The organism is Photorhabdus aegyptia, from assembly GCF_000612035.1.
Lineage (GTDB): Bacteria > Pseudomonadota > Gammaproteobacteria > Enterobacterales > Enterobacteriaceae > Photorhabdus > Photorhabdus akhurstii.
Genome location: NZ_JFGV01000087.1, coordinates 1 through 18,111 on the forward strand (window position 1 = coordinate 1; position 18,111 = coordinate 18,111).

Here is an 18,111-nt window from a genome sequence, read left to right on the forward strand (position 1 = left end):
GAGCCGTATTTTTGATACTTAAGCCATTTGAGATACGTAATTCATATATCCTCTGATGTAAATTTTGATCGGCTGGTCTGCCTCTGAATTTTCCTGCTTGCTTGGCTTTTTCTATACCTTCTGCTTGTCTTCGTCGGCGATCTTGATAATCTTTACGAGCTATTGCTGCAAGCATATCCAGCATCATACTATTAATCGCTTTCAGCATTGCAGCGGTGAAATCATCATTTGAATCTTTTGTCAAAGCAATATGGCTTGTTGGAAGATCAAGGCTGATAATTGATAGGTTTTTTTCACTAATTAGCCCTTTTAAACAACTCCAGCCATCATCATTCAATCTAGAAAGTCGATCTACTTGTTCAATTAGGATTGCATCACCTGGTGCAGCATCATCTAGTAGTCTAATTAGCTCAGGACGTTTCAATGATGCTCCTGAAACGTTTTCAATATACCAGCCTGCGATCCGATAACCTTTTTCTTCCACAAATTGCTTTAGGCGATTTTTTGCACGATTGGCATCTTGCTCGTGTGTCGATGCCCGGAGGTATCCAAATATGTACATTTTTTGACCTTTTGTGACATATAGGTAATGACAATAATCTACATGACATTTAAGTTATGACAAAATAGATTTTATGTGTAATTTTAAGACATGTCATTAGGGTATACGTTGATTATCGAACGCAGTCTAAACAAAATGCTGACCGTAATGATGAGTTGTTAAAGCAGTTGAAATTAGAACTTGATGCGGCTCATCGTGAAGTGACAGAAGCCAGAGAAATTTCTGCTAAAACAGTTGGGCAACTGGAGGCCATGCAAGCGCAAAACACTTCTCTGCTTGCTGTGGTACAGAAAAAACAAGATGAGCGTCAAGCTTAAAATTTGGGGTTTACATATGCTTATCTCGATACAGAAACTACGGGACCCTGTGGAATAACCCCCAAATCTGTAAACTTTAATGGTAATTGCTGAGGACCAGTACGCCATGACATATTCAATTAGCGATTGTCCAAAGTAAAGTGAAAACTGGGAAACTGACTTCAGACCGCTGACAAACCTCATTGAAAATAAAACATTGCGACCAGCAATGCTATCTTCTTGATATTTTGAGCGGGTTGCCGCCAAAAGACAAGGTATTTGCACTTTCTGCAACCCGCGAAAACGGGCAGAACGGTGTCCGTGATGTTGCTTCGCATCCGCAAAACTGAGCTTTATCGTCTCCTTTCGTCGCTTGTAAATTTTTTTACCCTATTCTGTTAGCCGGTTTTTTCTGGCCTCCCAGATATGACGGGTTATTGTTTTTCCGCTTTTTGTGTGCGTGCAGATATAACAATCCTGCAATTTGTCATAGGTAAAATTTTTCTTCTGAAAGGTGTTCGGCCCCTTATTCGGCTGGCGATAACCCATGATGGGGATAATACCTGACTGTTCCGTCAGGTAACAAACCGGTGCCGTAAAATAGCCTGCATTCAGCCCAACTGCGAGGGAGTTGAGGGAAAAACGCGCCAGTTGACGCCAAACATCATCTTAAGCAACATAACGGGAGATCGATAGCTGGTTGGCCATTATTATGACAATACAAAGGCGTGACTCATTCGCGGATGAATTCGAAATCAATAACAGCAGGCTCCGTTTGGTGAACGGAACTTAATTAAAACAAAGTGCCGGATAAAAAAACAGCACTTTGTCAATAATCTGAAGCCGGGAAACCGGCTTCTGCCTGTTCGGCAGTGTGTTTCTACTTAAGACTAAAGAAACATGTTTCTAAGCTGCCTGTACAGCAGTTTGGTATAGGTTGAACTAAATATTTCTAAGCTACTTGTTCAGTAGTACGGATGCAGTATACGACTCTTAAAGACTTAAGTCTACATGTGAACACTTATATACCCGTTTAACTTGAAGATGCAGGATTCAGAACCTGGAAATTGTCATTAATACGGCCCGACAGGTTCCCGGCAAGCTCTCTTATCACGGCAGGTGTGATGGAGGTGTTCAAGTTCGGCTTTTTGTTCATCGGTAATGAATATTTTCATGACTGATACCATGATCCTCATTTTGGGGAAAATCAAGCAGTTTCAATGAGCACGGGTATAGATCATTAGGCTCAGGTAAATAATCCTCAAATTTATCTAATTGTAGTATAAATAAATCTTCCCACTTACGACGATCAAGTAATTCCTCTTTTAATTGTTCATGTTACAAGTGACGACTTAACCAATATCCAAAATATTTGGCAACTTCTTTTTTCCAACCCTCCCTGAGCTACGAATACATGACCGGACGTATCAACGCAACGTTAAGGCTGGACTCTGTTGTCTCCAGTCGTTATATGTTCTATTTTGTTTACCTTCGCAAAAACATACGATGTAATGCATATGTAAATACAATAGAAATACGTTTTTGTATGTATGATGTATTATCATTGTATGTGCGTTACTTTTTACGTGATTCCAGTAACCAGATGTTGATCTGATTTTCATCCGTAACACTTAAACCGTATGCCATTGCTTTGAGCACGTCTGTTTTGTTATGTCCTGTTCTTTCAGCTTCAGTCTCCAGAATATCAATTACCCACAGGGGCAAACGGAAAGTAGAAGGAACGGCTTTGTTTGAGACGGAAGATGGACGGCGATCTCCATCAGCAATGAAACGAGCTCTTTCTGCTGCACTTGGAACTGGCAATGATTCATTCACTGGGATTGCGTTTGCTGGGCGTTTTAGTTTTATGGTCATTATCATTTACCTCAGATATACATTCGTTGTATGTACATTGTAATGCTATATTTATGTAAATACAAGGTAAGTACAATGTATTTGCCTTGTCAAATAAGACCGATTTCTTTAGCCATTAGCTCAATCTGTGCTTTTGCTTTGCTTAGTGAAGATGCGCGAGCAACATCATGAATGCCTGCCCCTACGTTACATGCGGATTCAAAAACATCAAATTCTGATATGCGGCTCTTTAAAGGCTGTACGAAAGCCGGATCACTTCGTAACTCTTTATCGAGCTCGATAGCATCAGGAATCTTGTTTTGCTTAACACGAGTTTGGACAACCCAGGCTTGCAGGGTTGGGTTATGGGAACGGACTTTATTGATTGTCTCTGATAGTCCAGTTAAAGTTTCGCGCTCAAACGCAGAAGAGGGTTTTACACAGGTAAGAAGAATATCTGCGACAGATGCGGCGCTACGAAACTCTGCACAATCATGCCCTGCGCAATCTACAAACACTACGTCAAAAAATTTCTTAATTCGGTCAATTTCTTTGGCTACGTGATTACCATATGCCTCAAATACAGGGATATCGGTCAACCCGTTCTCTAGGCGTTTTTTCCTCCAGTTCATAAGGTCAGGGTTTTTATCTGATTTTAGAAGTCCTACTTTTTGTCCACGGTGCTGAACCATTACTGCTGTATTCGCTACAGTTGTTGTTTTGCCTACGCCGCCTTTATCTGATATAACCACAATTACCATGCCCATCTTTAACCTCGCTTGTACATACGTCGTATTGCTGTACTGAGTGTATTTACATTAGCTGTGCAATGTATGTTCATGTGTGTACATACATTGTATTTATATCCCAATAGACATACAATGTAAATACATTTTTGTATGTGTAATGTATTTATAATATATTTATTTTGTATGTACATCGTACTTACTTCAGTTAGTTTTGGTGTACCGTTAGCTTTTTTATTGATTAATTGATAGTAGAACAACACAACCGGCAGCGGCGGCCATTAAAAAATGCTGGCATTACCCGCCTAGTTGTAGATTTTTTCATGCGCATAGAAGGTGGTACAAGAATATTGTATATGGCACAGTTGGTTATCTGCCGAAGTCCGGCGTAAGCCGGTACGGATCACTTAACACTTTCCCATCCCTGCTAAGCTATACAGATTTTCCGCGATGATTCTGGTTAGTTAAGCTTATGGGAGTCCACTCTCGGTGAGAGGGCCTGATGGCGCGGAGCGACGTCAGGGGCGTGATTTCTGGGATCTTTACGATGACCGCTTGCTGCCGGTGGCTTAGGGGGGCTGTGCTTTTGAAATTGAAGCGATATTTTCTTCACTTAGCATGGTTATCACTGGCGGCAATACGATAAAAATAGAGCAGGTATTTCATACCCGCTCTATTTTAGAGCGCTGATAAGCTATCAGTCACAGATGGCTATGTATGTTGCCGTGCCATCATCTTTTGGTACCGTGACAAGCTGGCCCTTGAGTATTTGCACAGCCCTGTTAAATCGATTTGTTCTTTGTTCATGTTCATCTTCTATTTTTTGCCGACAATGGTCGTTAAGTCATATATTCATTTTGTTAATAAGTTTGATGAGGTGTTTTGGGCTGCGGCCTGATATTGTTCTCTTGCCTGCGGAGTAAGAGCCGATAATCCTCTTTTCTCCTTTGTATCCTGTGCTGAAATAATCAAGTTCAGCTCATCTATCCTGGAGTTTGCACCAGTGTGGATACCATATATTGCGGCGGCAAAGCAGAAAGAAACAATTATTAACGTTATCGCCAGGATAAAAGATAATCGTCGCCCTTTAGGATCAGCCAAATCAAAGGATTTAACTTTCTCATCTATATCTGAGAATATCTTGGTAGTATATTGTTCAAGGCTATTTTTAACAGCCTCATCAATATCTTTGATTGTCGTATTTTTTTTGACTTCGATACTCTTTGCTAGCTTCAATGCAGTATTTTCCGCATCTTCTACAGCATCAGCTACCAGCTTGATTGAACCACTTATCGCCAGTTCAATTTCTGCTGGTAGGTTTTTTATCTGGTCATGGATAGTACCTACATCACCCAATAACTCTATTATGAGTGCATCACGTGCTGTTCTGGGGATTCTTTTATCGTCTCGCATGCTGTTCCTTAAAAAAGATTGGCGTAAACGTCGTCAAGGTTTCTTTTTACACCTTTAGCGAGTGATTTTAAGACAAACATATCTGACCAGTTATTGCGTTCTGATTCGCTAGCTTCTTTATTACTTTTCAATAAAGATTTATAGTCGGTGGTATCAGAAAGCAAGGCATCAACAGTTAATCCTTTAATTGATAAAGCATCAAAGAGTTCGTTTTCATAGATCGTACATTTTTTGTTAAGTGTAAAACTCTTCTCTTTTTTATAGTGAGCAATTACGAAATTGAATTCTTCGTCCACATCACTTTCTACTCGGTTAAATACTACTTTTATCTTTTCTTTGGGGATGCCAATGCTTGATAGTGTGTTTATCATTAATAATGTTTCTTTTTGCTCTTTAGTTCCAGATGTAACTGGTATGACGTAAAAATCTATTTCTTCATGAGAGTCATCAAATTTTATCATGTTGTTCATAAAGTCTTCGATATTTGATGCGCCTATGTCTATGATAGCATCATCTTCAAGCATTATTTTCTTGAATAATTCACGGAATTTGTTTCCTTTCATTTTTTCAACATCTAAGCCTAAACCTTCGGCTGTTTCATTGATGGACTCAATAGCATATACAGGTGCATCGTTCATGCGAGGTGAAAGTAAATGAGCGGCAACAGTAGTTTTCCCCACAGTACCTGTATAATTAAGAATAGCTACTTTCATTTTTTATCTCCTGATAGATTTTGCAATTCTTCTAAATTGATAGATTGTTTTCTAAGCTGTTTTAAGTCATAGGGAGTGCGTATTATTTTTTTCGCTTCGCTATGAGCCTTTGGTAGATTATTTACATTATTTGTGGTTCCTTTATTACTGGAATGTTTCTTTCTGCTTTTTGCTTTTTTTAGCATAACCTTATAGGTTTCTAATGATAAGGATTCTTTCGTTTTAAAGTTGATGTGATCAGCAATATTTTGCCATGAATAGTATTTTTTGACAGCCAATAAATCGTCTAAGTAATAATCAAAACAGGCTTGTTTACTCTTGAATGTCTGACTGTTTATTGCCTCAATTAGATTGAGTAAGGTTGATTCAAGCATATCTATCTCCGATGAAGTTATTTTACCCTTTATATTACCTCAAAATGTACCCTTTCATCAATTTATGTAACCTAATGTATACCCTTTAATATACCCTGCCAAGTTTTATGTACCCTAATTAATACCCTTTATGCTACCCTGTGGAGATGTATAGGATTGCAGCAGAAGCACGTGACCGACGGTATACAAAATTTCCGTGGGATTTCGCATACGTCGTTCGTGCTAAATGAAACGTTGAGTATATCCGTTGATGGTTTTTCCTCATTTGAAAAAAATTATTTATTGCTCGTAAATCAGGGAAAGTCTCAGATAGTAAAAATATTCTTTTTTTAAATGTATTGTCTCATATTAAATCGCTTATGAAAAAGGCAGTAGACTATGCATGATTAGATGCAATGGACACAATAACGGTGTAAAGAAATATTTAGAAGAAGGAATTAAATCAGGGGCTAATAGGGATGAATTGGATGAGCGAATTATTCTTGATGGGAATTTATAGCTAATTGAAGCTGTTTATAATATTATACCGGATAATGGGCAAGAACGATATGCAATGTTTATACTGATATTGGGGCTGTCCTAGATAGCGATTATATTTTTCCCTTAACTATTTGTTTTAGAATATATAATTGGTCTTTTACACCCGGTGTATTAAATCTCCACTCACATTCCTTGAGAAAGAGCTCAAAATGTTCCTTTGGTATGCCATTAAATTTACGCAGATGACGTTTGGCTTGGTTCCAAAAGTTCTCTATCCCATTGATATGATTTTGACCATTTTTAGCGTCTACAAACTCCGTGCTATAGTTAATTCGATAGTGTTTAAAATCGGACACGTCCAGCACATCATAGCTGGCAAAATTGTCTGTGTAGACCAGGCTGTCAGGCTTAATTTTCGCCGTGATTATCGGAATCAAGGTATCGGATTTGGCGTTAGGTATTAGGCGGGTGTAGACCTTGCCACCTCGCTTGAGAAGCCCGAAAACAGGGACTTTTCCGGCTGAACCTCGCCCGCGTTTTCCCTTACGTTTACCCCCGAAATAGCTTTCGTCTATCTCGACTTCACCTTCAAACATGGAGTGTTCATCGACATAATCAGCGATAAGGACTCTGAGGCGGTGAAAATAGTAAGCTGAAGTCGTTTTGTTGACCCCCACTAACTCAGCCGCAGTGCGAGCTGTAGCCCCTGCCACAAAGAGCTCCTGAAGACGTTTTTGCTTGTATTGGCTAATCCGACTTTTTCTCATGGATATCCTAGATCAAATTACTTATCTAGGACAGCCCCTAACATTTTATATGGAAAAGAATAAAGATGTGGAGAGAAGCTACATATTCAAATGGTTCATTGGGAATAGAAAATTGTCCTTATAAGCTCGGTGATTTTGCTGATCAATTGATAAAGATATTTGATAGATCACACCACTGTTAATGAGATGGTCACCCCCACCCTGTGAGAGGTACGCTAGCAGGGTATTTTATTTTAGAGGGAACCATCATGCAAAACGTTACGCTTATTGGTATCGATCTCAGTAAACATTCCTTCCATGTCCACTGTCAGGACAGGCAGGGTAACGCCCTGCTGCGTAAGAAGTTTTCCCGCACTCAGCTTATTAATTTTCTCGGTTCCTGCAAGGCTGCAACCGTAGTGATGGAGTCCTGCGGTGGGGCGCACTTTATGGCTCGCCGGATCGCTGATTTAGGCCATGAGGCAAAGCTGATTTCTCCGCAGTTCGTCCGTCCTTTTGTTAAGAGTAACAAGAACGATTTTGTCGATGCTGAAGCTATCTGCGAGGCAGCTTCCCGGCCCTCCATGCGCTTTGTGCCCCCCCGCACAGAAGACCAACAGGCGATGGCCGCCCTCCATCGCGTCAGAGACTCACTGATACGGCAACGCGTTAAAACCACCAATCAGATGCACGCTTTTTTGCTGGAGTTCGGCGTCAGTCTGCCGCGCGGTATTGCCGTGATACGACGTCTGGCCGCTGTGCTGGAAGAAAATGACTTTCCGCCTTATCTGGCAAGGGTTCTGAGCAGACTCCACAGTCATTATGTTTACCTCAGCGGAGAAACTGAGGAAGTCGATAAGGAACTGAAAACGCATCTGGCGGAAGATGAAACCGCGCAACGCCTGCTGACCATTCCTGGCGTTGGGCCGGTAACGGCGAGTCTGTTAGCCATGCGGCTGGGGGACGGTAAAAACTATGCCAGCAGCCGTGACTTTGCGGCTTCAACAGGGCTGGCTCCCCGCCAGTACAGCACGGGTGGAAAAACGACACTGATGGGCATCAGCAAGCGGGGTGATAAAAATCTGAGGCGGCGGCTGGTACAGTGTGCCAGGGTCTTTATGCAGCGGCTGGAGCATAATCCAGGGCGTCTGGCAGAGTGGGTGAACAGGCAGCTTGCCCGCCATCACTCGAACGTTGTGGCGTGCGCGCTGGCGAATAAACTGGCACGAATAGCCTGGGCCGTTACGGCACATCAGACGGTGTTCATTAAATAAAAGAGCCAACGAAAAACGGCGTTAGCTCAGTAAGTTAAGCAGTTACCATCTGGTTTTGCGACGACAGATAATTGATGACATGAACGGCATATCGGCCTGCTGATGAACCTGATATAAAAAATGGCTCTCTGAAGCCGACCGGTTTTTAAGGTTCGGCAGGCACGGAACTCATCGTGGCGCGGGCATGACTGCTCACCAGACGCCGAATAGATTTACGCAAGCCCACCATACATCAAAATTTGTGTTGCAAAAACGGGGGGTGACCATAGATTTTTATATCTATTAGAGTCCTCATTTCAGAATACACGTTGCTTATCAGATGCAGATCTTAATGCAATGATGGAATATGTTCAAAATTCTATCGGCGCACTTAAAATTGAACAGTGTCTATCAAATTTAGGTGAAGAAATTTGTTTAGATTTTAATGGGTTAGAAAATTTATCTGATGCGGCTAAAGACATATGTAAAAATCACAATATTTGCTTAGATATTTATCTGACTAGACATAGATACGGTGATTTTTCAGAAACCGATGTAGAAACTATTGTTAAATCTAAAAAATCTTTAGAAAAAAAAACAGGGAAATATGTATCATCTTATAAATATAAACATTTCAGTTTGATAATAACAACAGAGTTGATTAATAACAAAACATCAATAGATGTTTTCGTATCTTGATATATCAAATAAGTAGAAACAAAAAAATTTAGACTTACATTCCATTTTAAATGGTTGATTTTTTTGTATGCATGAAAAAATTCAATACTAGAATTAATTCAATAATTTTATATTATTATTTTTTACTAAGTGGTTAATAATGTACAGAGATTTATATAGTGGATATAGAGTTATTTTAATTTCAAGTTAGTCTCATAATATTTAAACCTGTGCAGTTATGTTGTCTATAAATCCACAGGTTTAATAAAAATAATTAATGTTTAAATTTTTCTGTACTTACTTTTAAAATATCTCAATTTGCAGTGATTACAAGCCATGTCGTTCAAAACAAAACCACACAATATATTTATATATACACGCATCTAAGCGTCCATAGATGAATTCATAAGGCTAAGATGCGGCTTTAGACCGCCGTGACTTTAGACTGATAGCCTAACAGGATGGAGGAAAAACTGTGCAACCTTCACGCCACTATATCTTGTGATTATTCAATGCTTCTTGGTGAAATAGCATGATCCTCCTGACTGAACGTTTCAGTATATCACTTTGAGTGACCGGGGATCAGAGATATTCAGTGTAATGTAAGACGAAAAGTGTGATGAATGCAGGTTAGTATCGCCGTCAATTGTTAAGTTATTTTATTGACAGTGGTGACAAATATGTTATTCTCTGCATATAAAACTTACTGCCGTACAGGCAGCGGAACCCAAACTTAACGTAATAACCGTACAGGATATTATCATGAAAACTATTCCAAATACCGCGTCCCTCTCCGATGTTAAATCTATTGCTCGCATCCTGCATTTTGACGTTATTGAGGTTGATATCGGCTTTGAGCTATGGTATGACGAGAGCTATAAAGGCGGTTTCACATCGTTAGCCGCGCTGATTAAAATGTTGAATGTGTTTATTTCCCTTGATGAGGATGCTAGGGTTGAAGCGTTGGCTGCCGCCAAAAGGCGTGCACAAGCGGCCTTGGAGCGGGCGCAGCAGCGTCATAACTCTCTCAATACGTTGCTAGCCGGTGCGACAGAGGCCGCCATCATGCAAGATGGCAACGTGATCGGCCTGTGCCACAGCATTCAGCGAGCTGGCTTGACTATCGAGGTGGCGGGCGATCTGACGGCGGCGGGGGCACCCGTTCATCTCCGTTCGTTCAGGTTGTCCCGTTCAGTGAAAAATCTGAGAGCGGCGCAGTTCACGTCACTTTATTCTCCCCATATACACGAAGGATCTTTGTTTTATGTCAAGTAATATTGCCACGAATGATGTTTTTAAAGAGCTATGTTTGATGCTCCGTATTCACCGCGATAAAGATTACCTGATTGAATTATTCGCCCGTAAAGGTTGGGATGTCAGTCGCGCTAAGATTTACTCTTGGAGCAAAAAAGCGGGTGGTGTCACCCGCGATTTCCGACCGATGCCGGAACGGGCGTTGCGGGATTTTATTGACGCATTAAAAGAAGAAAGACTAGTCGAAGAATAAAAAAAAGAGAAGCATTTGATACTTGATATCAAAAAGTATAGTTATTTTTGGAAATAATGTAAGTGCATTAAATACATTAACGAAAGCTTTTAGTAAGCGCACATCAATCGTCCATACCGTGATGCTGTGACTACGATAATCCCTGACGCCACCGTGATCATAGACAAGTTTCATGTTGTACGAATGACGAACGAATCTCTGGAACGGACCAGAAAGGTCATCAGAATCGTCTTGACACAGTACAGCGTCGAAGGCTTAAGTGCTGTCATGAACTGACATACGCTGAATGTATGAGCTTTTCCGGCTGGACTCTGAACTACCCAAAGATCGGCCTACAAACTGAAAGAGGCGTTTTTCGAGATTTGGAATTGTCATACGTAGTACCAAGCGCAGGAAGCATATTACACCTGGCTGAAACAGGTAACACCAGAAAATGAAAGCGTATTTCGACCCGCTGATTAAGGCGATAGGTAATTGGCATGACGATATATTCGCCTATTTTGATCAACACATTACCAACGCCTACACCGAAAGTCTGAACAACTTAATCTGTTGATCGTTCAGGGGAGTCCATATTAAGGGGTAATGAGTAAGATGACTCACTATGGCGTTGCTGAGGCAGTGCCAGCAACCAACTGCGGTGCGGACATATCAACACTGGTACGAGAGATTAAGGCAGGACGTCTATAGTCCTGTTTCAACCCTACAATCCTAAAACAAAGTGCCGAATAAAAGAACCAGCACTTTGTCAATAATCAGAGTTAATACATAATTTGGCCTATCAAACGATAAGCTTTGGTAAAAGCTTAGTTATCTTAGGAATGCATTGATACCGTATTTAAAAACTCTGTCGATGACTGCTTTTCTTTCTTCTTGTGTCATCTTATCTAGTATATTTTTCCACACTTTTTGCTGTTCGTGGGTTGCTCGTGTTGGAGACGATACACTAGAATTGTAACTAGTAAAAATGTCAGATATATCGTTACTTTCTCCAGATACTAACCAACTTACAGCACATCCACTAACATTTGCTATAATTGCTAGCCGATCAATAGCTGGATAACTCTCTCCATTTAAATAATTTCGTATAACTTTTTCAGACCAACCACATTGTTTTGCAAATGCATTATTAGACATTCCATTCATTGCGATTTTCAATCTCTCACCAAATTTTCTTACCTGTTCCTCACTAATTTTTCTATAAGACATTTTTAATCCTGGTTGAAACTATTTTTTATAAAACCATATCGTCAAATAATACGAAAAATATCTTTACATTCGGATTTTTTGACGATACATTCATACTCACATAGATAATCAAAAAGACTACCTTTAACTAATGAGCCTTATAGGATTTCACAATGCAAACGAACAAACAACAAGAAGATTGGCACCCGACAGACATTATCGCTGCTCTAAAAAAGCGAGGAACAACACTAGCCGCCGTTTCTCGCAAAGTAGGATTAGCACCATCTACTCTGAATAATGCCTTGATACGTCATTATCCAAAGGGAGAAAAGATAATTGCCTCTGAATTGGATTTACATCCATCAGATATTTGGCCCTCTCGTTATCAAAAACAAACCAATCAGAATGAATGCTCTACTCCCAATGTTGTCACTCAAAAAGCTACCCGAATAGATGGTGATCACGAACTCAGAGATATTAATACCAGTAGCATGATTAAACAAATTCAGATTGATGCAGAGAATGCACTAGTTGAGAAAATTGGAGATATGTTCGATGTTGCAACAAGCCACAATGAAAAAAATGCAATTGGACAGACTTACTGCTTGTTAAAATATGGCATTCTGCCATTTCTACGTGACGCTACTGTCATGAGTGAGCGTAATAAAATGCTAGGCCCGCGCTGCTGAAAATGCTGAAGAAACGTGCAGGCATGCACTTATTAGAGAAATATTGCAAACAACGGGCATCAGTAAAAAATGTCTTGCTGGCGCTTATGAACACGATGTTGCAAAGATTAGAAAACATTGCCCGGAATATTGGGATGCTCCAATGGGGCTAGGGGCCAATTATAAAGGATTGCATATTAGAACTATTGGTGAAGAAATTCTTATCAAAGATCACCAAGGCCGTTTTTATATAGAAGTACCGCATTATGTTGATATAACAAGTGCTGAACAGTTGTTGAATGAATGGACTTCTCAGATTAATAAGCAGTGATAAAAATATCTCAATATGCACTTACCATATCCAGTAAGTATCTGAGAAAATATCAGTCCGTTCGCATTCTTGTTTATAACAAGCAATCAATTAGAAATATTTTTGCGTACATTGCAATGTGTGCGATTGTTATTCTGTATAACAACTATATTCCCCTTCTGTAATCATCGCAAGGTATATCATGGAGCAAAAAAACATTTAACGCAATTTAATGTAAAGAGAATTCTGGAAATCGGAATCGGCAGCAAATTACTCATTTCAGTCAAAAAGGCTGGATCTGATCCTGAAATGCTGGGTTATCCAAATAAATGGAAGACTCAATCAATGTTACTGACTCGCTGAATATTTGTGGGGACACAGATCTGTCGGGAGCCGGATGCGGTAGTTCCGCAAGTCCGGTTCTGAGGAGGGACCCGACCGGGGAACCGGCGGGTCTACTCACCCAGAACCCCATTATTTAACCCTCTTGCTTTCATAGCTTTTAGGTCAATAAAAATCTTTCAGGCATATAACGATTAAAATAATTAACTCGACAATATTCTTCCAACTGAGTGATTGAATTGATATCTAGTTTACGAAATATTTGCTTCATGTAAATATCAATTTCATAATAGGATATATTTAACATTTCTTTAATCTGTTTTATAGTATATTTATGTACATAGAGAAAAATAATGTCCCATTCATGTTTAGTAAAAAGATCAGTTGGAGGCTGAAACAGAAGAGATGCAGGTAATTTATCGTAAAATTGATATAGATTAACTAATGAGTAATTAGTGGCTTCCCAACAATGATATATAACACCTATACAACTTCCATCCTCATGATAAAAAGGCATTTTTTCACAGAAATAAGAGGATAGGATTTGTTTTTTACCAAATACATGTGTTTCAAGTGAACATATTCTTTGCTCTTTTTGCATAACTTTTTGATCGTGATGAATATATTCCTTTGCAAATTCAGCACCATTCCAAGGGAGTTCATGGTCATAAAGTCCACTATAATCAAATGATTGTGAGAAATTTTTAATAGAACTTAATGCCTTATTGCCGTAAATAAAACATGAAGAACGGTCTTTTATGCCCCACGGCTCATTGCTTATTTCCATTGTGTTAATGATTTGAGATGATACTTTACAGTTCTTCATGTTTTTTAAAAATCCTTTTGTGATTTATGAATTAATTAAGAAAATATTTTACTTTCTGCACGCACGAATCTTTCTGGAACATAGAGATCATAGTCATTCGTGCGACAATATTCTTCTAATTGGTTACTAAATAAGATTCTAAAATAGTGCTACATCTTATATCACTCATAATCCCATATATAACAATGGGTTGAAGAGAGTTATGTGTAGCAGAATTATGAAAAGCTATTTAGAGTGAATATCAATCCTTTTATATATTCGTGAGAGATGAGTTTCAACAGTACGGTAGGAAATATTTAACATCCTACCGATTTGTTTACTAGTATATTTTTGTAAAATGAGGAAAATAACATCCCATTCCCGTTTAGTAAATAAATCCGTCGGTGGTTGGAATAATATTGATGCTGGCAGTTTTCCACGAAACAAACGGGTAAATGAGAAATCTTCAACTTTATAACAATGAAACATGGTGCCTACACACTCGTATTCATTATTGTATAGCGGATATTTTTCACAAAAATAAGACGATAGAAATTTGTCTTTCCCATACATGTGAGTTTCAAGGGAACATACTCTTGTTTTGTTCTTCATCACACTTTGATCGTGAATAACGTATTCTTTTGCAAACTCAGCTCCATCCCAAGGGAGTTCATTATCATATCGTCCTTCGTAATCAAATGAGTTGCCAAAATTTTGAAAAAATTTACATGCTTGATTACCAAAAATCCAGCATGAATTTTTATCTTTTATTCCCCAAGGTTCATTACTTTGCTCCATTGTATTAATAACTTGAGGTGAAATACTTAATTTGCTGGCGTAGTCCATAAGAAATCCTATTGTAAAGTTAAGTTAGTAATTACGGTTTATAACTCTTTACTACCAATAGTGACAAAACGTTCTGGAATATAAAGGTGATAGCTATTTTTCTTACAGAAATCAGATAATTCTGTGTGTAATGGTAAATTAAATTTATGATAAATTGACTGAATATGATCAACAACATCTTCTGTGCTCATCATTAATTCTTTACCGATATTCTCTTCATCTTGTGTGCGTAAGGTTAAGAAAAGCACTTCCCATTCGGTTTGCGTCAATATATTATTAGGCGGTATAAATTCCAAGATTGATGGTGATGTTCTCTCATAATAGTAAGAAACAGAAAAATCTTGAGTTTTGTACATATGAAAGAAAATCCCAATACAATCATTATTCTCATCAAAAAGGGGAAACTTATCACAAATATAGGTTTGCTTGACGTTACTTTCTCCAAACTGATGAGCTTCCAGTGAAGTGACGCGTTGCATAGTTCGGATAGCTTTTTGCTCCTGATGGTGGAATTCTTCTGCATATTCAGCAATAGGTGAGGGTAATTCACCCATAGAATATCCTATAATATCGAAATCTTCAGGAAGGTTGAGCAGTTGATAAAAGGCAGGGTTAGCATAAATGAATCTTGATTGGCAATCTTTAGCGCCCCACGGTTCATTACTTTTTTTCCACATGTTAATCAATTGTGGAGCGATATTTGGCATCTTTCTTTTATTTGGCATAAAAACCTCCTTAATTTATCAGAGAATTTTGAAATAACTATACAATAGGACAGGATAAATTTTTCGTCAAAAACTATAGCTATATTATTTGACATAAAATGCATTTTATATAATTAACAATATATTATTGTGATAATATCATTTGGAAATAATTATTTTTAGTTATCAACTATTCTTAATCTAAATAACGGTTGGTTAATAGATTTTTGTTTTTTATATGCTCATTTTGGAAAAATTAAAAAAAACGGTCTAAAAAACAATGCTTATCGTATATATAGATATTTTGATGCGAATTTTTATTGTAACAAAATTAAATATAATGTTTGAATATGAATAACTACTTAATTGCCAGCTTAACTTCTCGCTAAATCAATAATCGAATACATTGATATCGTCAGGCAGACATTCAAATTGAATATTTTTGCTAACTGTCTAACATTGTGTTCCAATCAAGTTTCCTGAAATATAATTCCGAATAGCAAGACTGCCAGCGTATAGTGTAAAAAGTAATTTGAATGCAGTCTATTAGACTGTATAATTTAAACATATCCTGATAACTCCTACATATCAGGTCTTTCACAAACATACCTTAGTGAGGTGCCACATGGCTGATTATTATACCGAAGCTTCCTTTATTGTTCCCTGTTCTGAGGAACAAGCATCCGTTGCAATTGAAGCACTCACACATATTGATGGCGAATGCACTGAATTTGCAAGAACAGTCATTTCAGAACATAAGGATGAAGCATTTGCTCCAAAAGAGAGCATTATTCGTCATTGTTTTCAGAATCATCCTGACCGGAATAACGACAGTTTTTCTCTAGAATGGGATTTTACATTAGAGAATTATCCAGATGGTCTATGGATTCATGCCGGTGAAAGTATTAACACTGAACACGCAGCAATCTTTACTCAGGCTGTCCTCATCGCATTCGATCTTCCTTATTTGGTAGAAATTCAAGCTGCCCATACAAGTAATAAACAACGTACAGATGCCTTTGGTGGACACGCCTGTGTTGTTTCAAAAGATCATATCCGTTGGAATGATCTATGCGATTTTCTGGAAGCAGAACGCAAAGCTCATGAAGAGAGAGAGCAATATTTCGTTTGCAATATCAAAAATATCAAAAATGGCAAATACGAATACGGCCATTGTTTTCTAATGAAATGCTCTGGAAGTGATGACCCGGAAAAACGTCTCGATGAAATCTTTGTAAATTATCTGGGTGAAAGCAATAAAAAAGGCGAAAGCTTATCTGAGATTACACCTCTTGAATTCAAAGTCATGCAGACTCATTTGAGTGTCTTTTAACCTAGAATTAAGGGAGGGTTAGTTCTCCCTTAATTACGGCATTTCCTATTGCCAAACCAAATTCAACTTAGTAAGGTAATACAATGAAGAGACATTACCTCAGTATCCAGTTTTTTGATCGGTAGAAAAAAAGATACCCCAAGGCTCCTACACCTTGGGGCTGTCAGAGCCGCCTTAGTGAGGATTTTCATCCAACGCCTCTAACAGCTCACAGTTTATCAATACAGAAAGGAAGAGTCACGCCTAGCGTGAATGTAAAGAAAGCATGATGTTAGGATTAATGCGAGGTAGAAAAAAAGCGTTTTGTGCATTTATTGTTCTCCTATAATATAATAGGATATAAACATATTATATTAAGAGAAAACAATATGATTCAACGGTCAGCAAAACAGAAACGCGCTGATTGGCGCAAATTTTATACATACGAAAAACAGTTTTTTGAATATGTCACTGAAAACAGCACTTGTCTCTACGGCATAAAAGGTTGTGAGCCTAAGTACAAAATTATAACAACACAGACTGCAATATTAGAAAAACCCCCACGCTGGATTCGTTGGATCGGTTATCATCACGGTGACGAACAAAAGCTAGAGTCGCAGATTAGAGAGCTTCGTGAGTTATACTTAAACGCTATACAAGATAACAAGAAGTTAAAGCTACCAGCTAGGTTTGTACAGTATTATTCATATGCTGATCGTATTGGCTTATCTATAAACACCGCCTATCAATCTATTGCATTAAGCCCCATTAAAGACGTGGTTTTGCGGGAAATACCGTTACTAGGTGAGAAGAAACAAAGAGATGACATAATTTCATTAACAGAGAAAGACGAAACCAAATTAAAAAAAGTGGGTTTCGCGAGTGCCAAAACGAGCATTGAGCAAAGAAACTTCGGACAAGGTTTTATTTCAGTTGTGTGTCTAAGCGTAAGCGGACAAGAGTTTTTCAAACACTTTACCGCAAAAGCTATAACTGCCCGAAGAGAAACTGGAAGACAATATACGGCAGGAATAGCTACTGATGCTGAAAAATATACTAAAAAAATTAGTTTTGGATTTATTCTTGTTGGCAACAGTGATTGCAGAGTATTTAAAACAACCCCAAAGAAGCCGAGAGCTGACTTACTTGAGAAAATTGCTATAAGACTTGAACTACCGGTAAGTACCGATTTTGAATTTTTAAAATATAATAGGTAATTATCCTATTATATTAAGACCGCTGACAAACCTCGTTATTTTTAACGAGGTTTGTTCCTTTCATTATGAATCATAATGCCATCCATTTTCCTCATTA

General features: G+C 38.4%; 19 protein-coding genes and 4 pseudogenes. 11 read left to right on the top strand and 12 right to left on the bottom strand.

Annotated elements, in window-relative coordinates:
• The coding region (locus BA1DRAFT_RS19775) for a recombinase family protein (RefSeq protein WP_036782799.1) at positions 1-562 on the bottom strand (562 nt) is incomplete at its 3' end.
• Positions 563-729: 167 nt separating this feature from the next.
• Between BA1DRAFT_RS19775 and BA1DRAFT_RS23640 the strand changes: the two genes are divergently transcribed.
• The gene (locus BA1DRAFT_RS23640) at positions 730-879 is read left to right on the top strand and encodes a hypothetical protein (protein ID WP_160170023.1); all 150 of its coding nucleotides are present in this window, start codon (positions 730-732) and stop codon (positions 877-879) included.
• Between the two features lie 179 nt (positions 880-1,058).
• Here BA1DRAFT_RS23640 and BA1DRAFT_RS22790 read toward each other — a convergent pair.
• The 7 genes and pseudogenes from BA1DRAFT_RS22790 to BA1DRAFT_RS19810 form a co-directional block, all read right to left on the bottom strand.
• A pseudogene (locus BA1DRAFT_RS22790) lies at positions 1,059-1,515 on the bottom strand (transposase); the annotation flags it as partial.
• 918 nt (positions 1,516-2,433) lie between these two features.
• Entirely contained in the window at positions 2,434-2,733 is a 300-nt protein-coding gene (locus tag BA1DRAFT_RS19785; protein ID WP_036782801.1) for a hypothetical protein, read from the bottom strand.
• An 89-nt stretch (positions 2,734-2,822) separates the two neighbouring features.
• The gene (locus BA1DRAFT_RS19790; RefSeq protein WP_051560874.1) at positions 2,823-3,479 is read right to left on the bottom strand and encodes a ParA family protein; all 657 of its coding nucleotides are present in this window, start codon (positions 3,477-3,479) and stop codon (positions 2,823-2,825) included.
• Between the two features lie 831 nt (positions 3,480-4,310).
• Entirely contained in the window at positions 4,311-4,871 is a 561-nt protein-coding gene (locus BA1DRAFT_RS21460; RefSeq protein WP_051560875.1) for a hypothetical protein, read from the bottom strand.
• A gap of 8 nt (positions 4,872-4,879) precedes the next feature.
• Positions 4,880-5,584 carry a StbB family protein gene (stbB, locus tag BA1DRAFT_RS19800; RefSeq protein ID WP_036782804.1) on the bottom strand — a complete coding sequence of 235 codons (705 nt, stop codon included), beginning with the start codon at positions 5,582-5,584 and terminating at the stop codon, positions 4,880-4,882.
• Positions 5,581-5,958 (bottom strand): hypothetical protein, encoded by a 378-nt coding sequence (locus BA1DRAFT_RS21465; RefSeq protein ID WP_051560877.1) that lies wholly within the window; start codon positions 5,956-5,958, stop codon positions 5,581-5,583. The genes stbB and BA1DRAFT_RS21465 overlap by 4 nt, the downstream gene beginning before the upstream one ends.
• Positions 5,959-6,548: 590 nt before the next feature.
• Entirely contained in the window at positions 6,549-7,205 is a 657-nt protein-coding gene (locus tag BA1DRAFT_RS19810) for an IS1595-like element ISPlu21 family transposase (protein ID WP_036782806.1), read from the bottom strand.
• A gap of 248 nt (positions 7,206-7,453) precedes the next feature.
• On the opposite strand from BA1DRAFT_RS19810, the gene BA1DRAFT_RS19815 reads away from it, so the two are divergent.
• The 5 genes and pseudogenes from BA1DRAFT_RS19815 to BA1DRAFT_RS24730 form a co-directional block, all read left to right on the top strand.
• Positions 7,454-8,458 carry an IS110 family RNA-guided transposase gene (locus BA1DRAFT_RS19815; RefSeq protein ID WP_036782809.1) on the top strand — a complete coding sequence of 335 codons (1,005 nt, stop codon included), beginning with the start codon at positions 7,454-7,456 and terminating at the stop codon, positions 8,456-8,458.
• Positions 8,459-8,794: 336 nt separating this feature from the next.
• Positions 8,795-9,136, top strand: coding sequence for a hypothetical protein (locus BA1DRAFT_RS19820; RefSeq protein WP_036782812.1), 342 nt, complete (start codon positions 8,795-8,797; stop codon positions 9,134-9,136).
• 741 nt (positions 9,137-9,877) lie between these two features.
• Positions 9,878-10,390 carry a hypothetical protein gene (locus tag BA1DRAFT_RS19825; RefSeq protein ID WP_036782816.1) on the top strand — a complete coding sequence of 171 codons (513 nt, stop codon included), beginning with the start codon at positions 9,878-9,880 and terminating at the stop codon, positions 10,388-10,390.
• Positions 10,380-10,622, top strand: coding sequence for a DUF1456 family protein (locus BA1DRAFT_RS19830; RefSeq protein WP_036782819.1), 243 nt, complete (start codon positions 10,380-10,382; stop codon positions 10,620-10,622). Before BA1DRAFT_RS19825 ends, BA1DRAFT_RS19830 begins: the two co-directional genes overlap by 11 nt.
• Before the next feature lie 108 nt (positions 10,623-10,730).
• Positions 10,731-11,312 (top strand): annotated as a pseudogene (locus tag BA1DRAFT_RS24730) (ISL3 family transposase); the annotation flags it as partial.
• A gap of 120 nt (positions 11,313-11,432) precedes the next feature.
• On the opposite strand, the gene BA1DRAFT_RS21470 reads toward BA1DRAFT_RS24730, so the two are convergent.
• On the bottom strand, positions 11,433-11,831 hold the full coding sequence (locus tag BA1DRAFT_RS21470) for a helix-turn-helix domain-containing protein (protein ID WP_051560879.1): 399 nt from the start codon (positions 11,829-11,831) through the stop codon (positions 11,433-11,435).
• A 152-nt stretch (positions 11,832-11,983) separates the two neighbouring features.
• Between BA1DRAFT_RS21470 and BA1DRAFT_RS24735 the strand changes: the two are divergent.
• From BA1DRAFT_RS24735 to BA1DRAFT_RS23645, 3 genes and pseudogenes are all read left to right on the top strand, one after another.
• A pseudogene (locus tag BA1DRAFT_RS24735) lies at positions 11,984-12,214 on the top strand (helix-turn-helix domain-containing protein); the annotation flags it as partial.
• A 328-nt stretch (positions 12,215-12,542) separates the two neighbouring features.
• On the top strand, positions 12,543-12,809 hold the full coding sequence (locus BA1DRAFT_RS19845; RefSeq protein ID WP_036782823.1) for a hypothetical protein: 267 nt from the start codon (positions 12,543-12,545) through the stop codon (positions 12,807-12,809).
• Between the two features lie 308 nt (positions 12,810-13,117).
• Complete coding sequence (locus BA1DRAFT_RS23645; RefSeq protein ID WP_160170024.1) at positions 13,118-13,270, top strand: hypothetical protein; 153 nt, start codon at positions 13,118-13,120, stop codon at positions 13,268-13,270.
• A 20-nt stretch (positions 13,271-13,290) separates the two neighbouring features.
• Here the strand turns inward: BA1DRAFT_RS23645 and BA1DRAFT_RS19855 are convergent, their stop codons facing one another.
• The 3 genes and pseudogenes from BA1DRAFT_RS19855 to BA1DRAFT_RS19865 all read right to left on the bottom strand — a co-directional run bounded on the left by BA1DRAFT_RS19855 (position 13,291) and on the right by BA1DRAFT_RS19865 (position 15,506).
• Positions 13,291-13,956, bottom strand: a complete 666-nt coding sequence (locus BA1DRAFT_RS19855) for a PAS domain-containing protein (protein WP_036782829.1) — start codon at positions 13,954-13,956, stop codon at positions 13,291-13,293.
• A gap of 35 nt (positions 13,957-13,991) precedes the next feature.
• Positions 13,992-14,781: pseudogene (locus tag BA1DRAFT_RS19860) on the bottom strand (LuxR C-terminal-related transcriptional regulator).
• A 38-nt stretch (positions 14,782-14,819) separates the two neighbouring features.
• Positions 14,820-15,506: a PAS domain-containing protein gene (locus tag BA1DRAFT_RS19865; protein ID WP_036782831.1), complete on the bottom strand. Its 687-nt coding sequence runs from the start codon at positions 15,504-15,506 to the stop codon at positions 14,820-14,822.
• A 604-nt stretch (positions 15,507-16,110) separates the two neighbouring features.
• On the opposite strand from BA1DRAFT_RS19865, the gene BA1DRAFT_RS19870 reads away from it, so the two are divergent.
• Both BA1DRAFT_RS19870 and BA1DRAFT_RS19875 read left to right on the top strand, forming a co-directional pair.
• Positions 16,111-16,818, top strand: a complete 708-nt coding sequence (locus BA1DRAFT_RS19870) for a hypothetical protein (protein ID WP_036782834.1) — start codon at positions 16,111-16,113, stop codon at positions 16,816-16,818.
• A 368-nt stretch (positions 16,819-17,186) separates the two neighbouring features.
• Positions 17,187-18,014 carry a hypothetical protein gene (locus BA1DRAFT_RS19875; RefSeq protein ID WP_036782835.1) on the top strand — a complete coding sequence of 276 codons (828 nt, stop codon included), beginning with the start codon at positions 17,187-17,189 and terminating at the stop codon, positions 18,012-18,014.
• Positions 18,015-18,111: the final 97 nt, after the last annotated feature.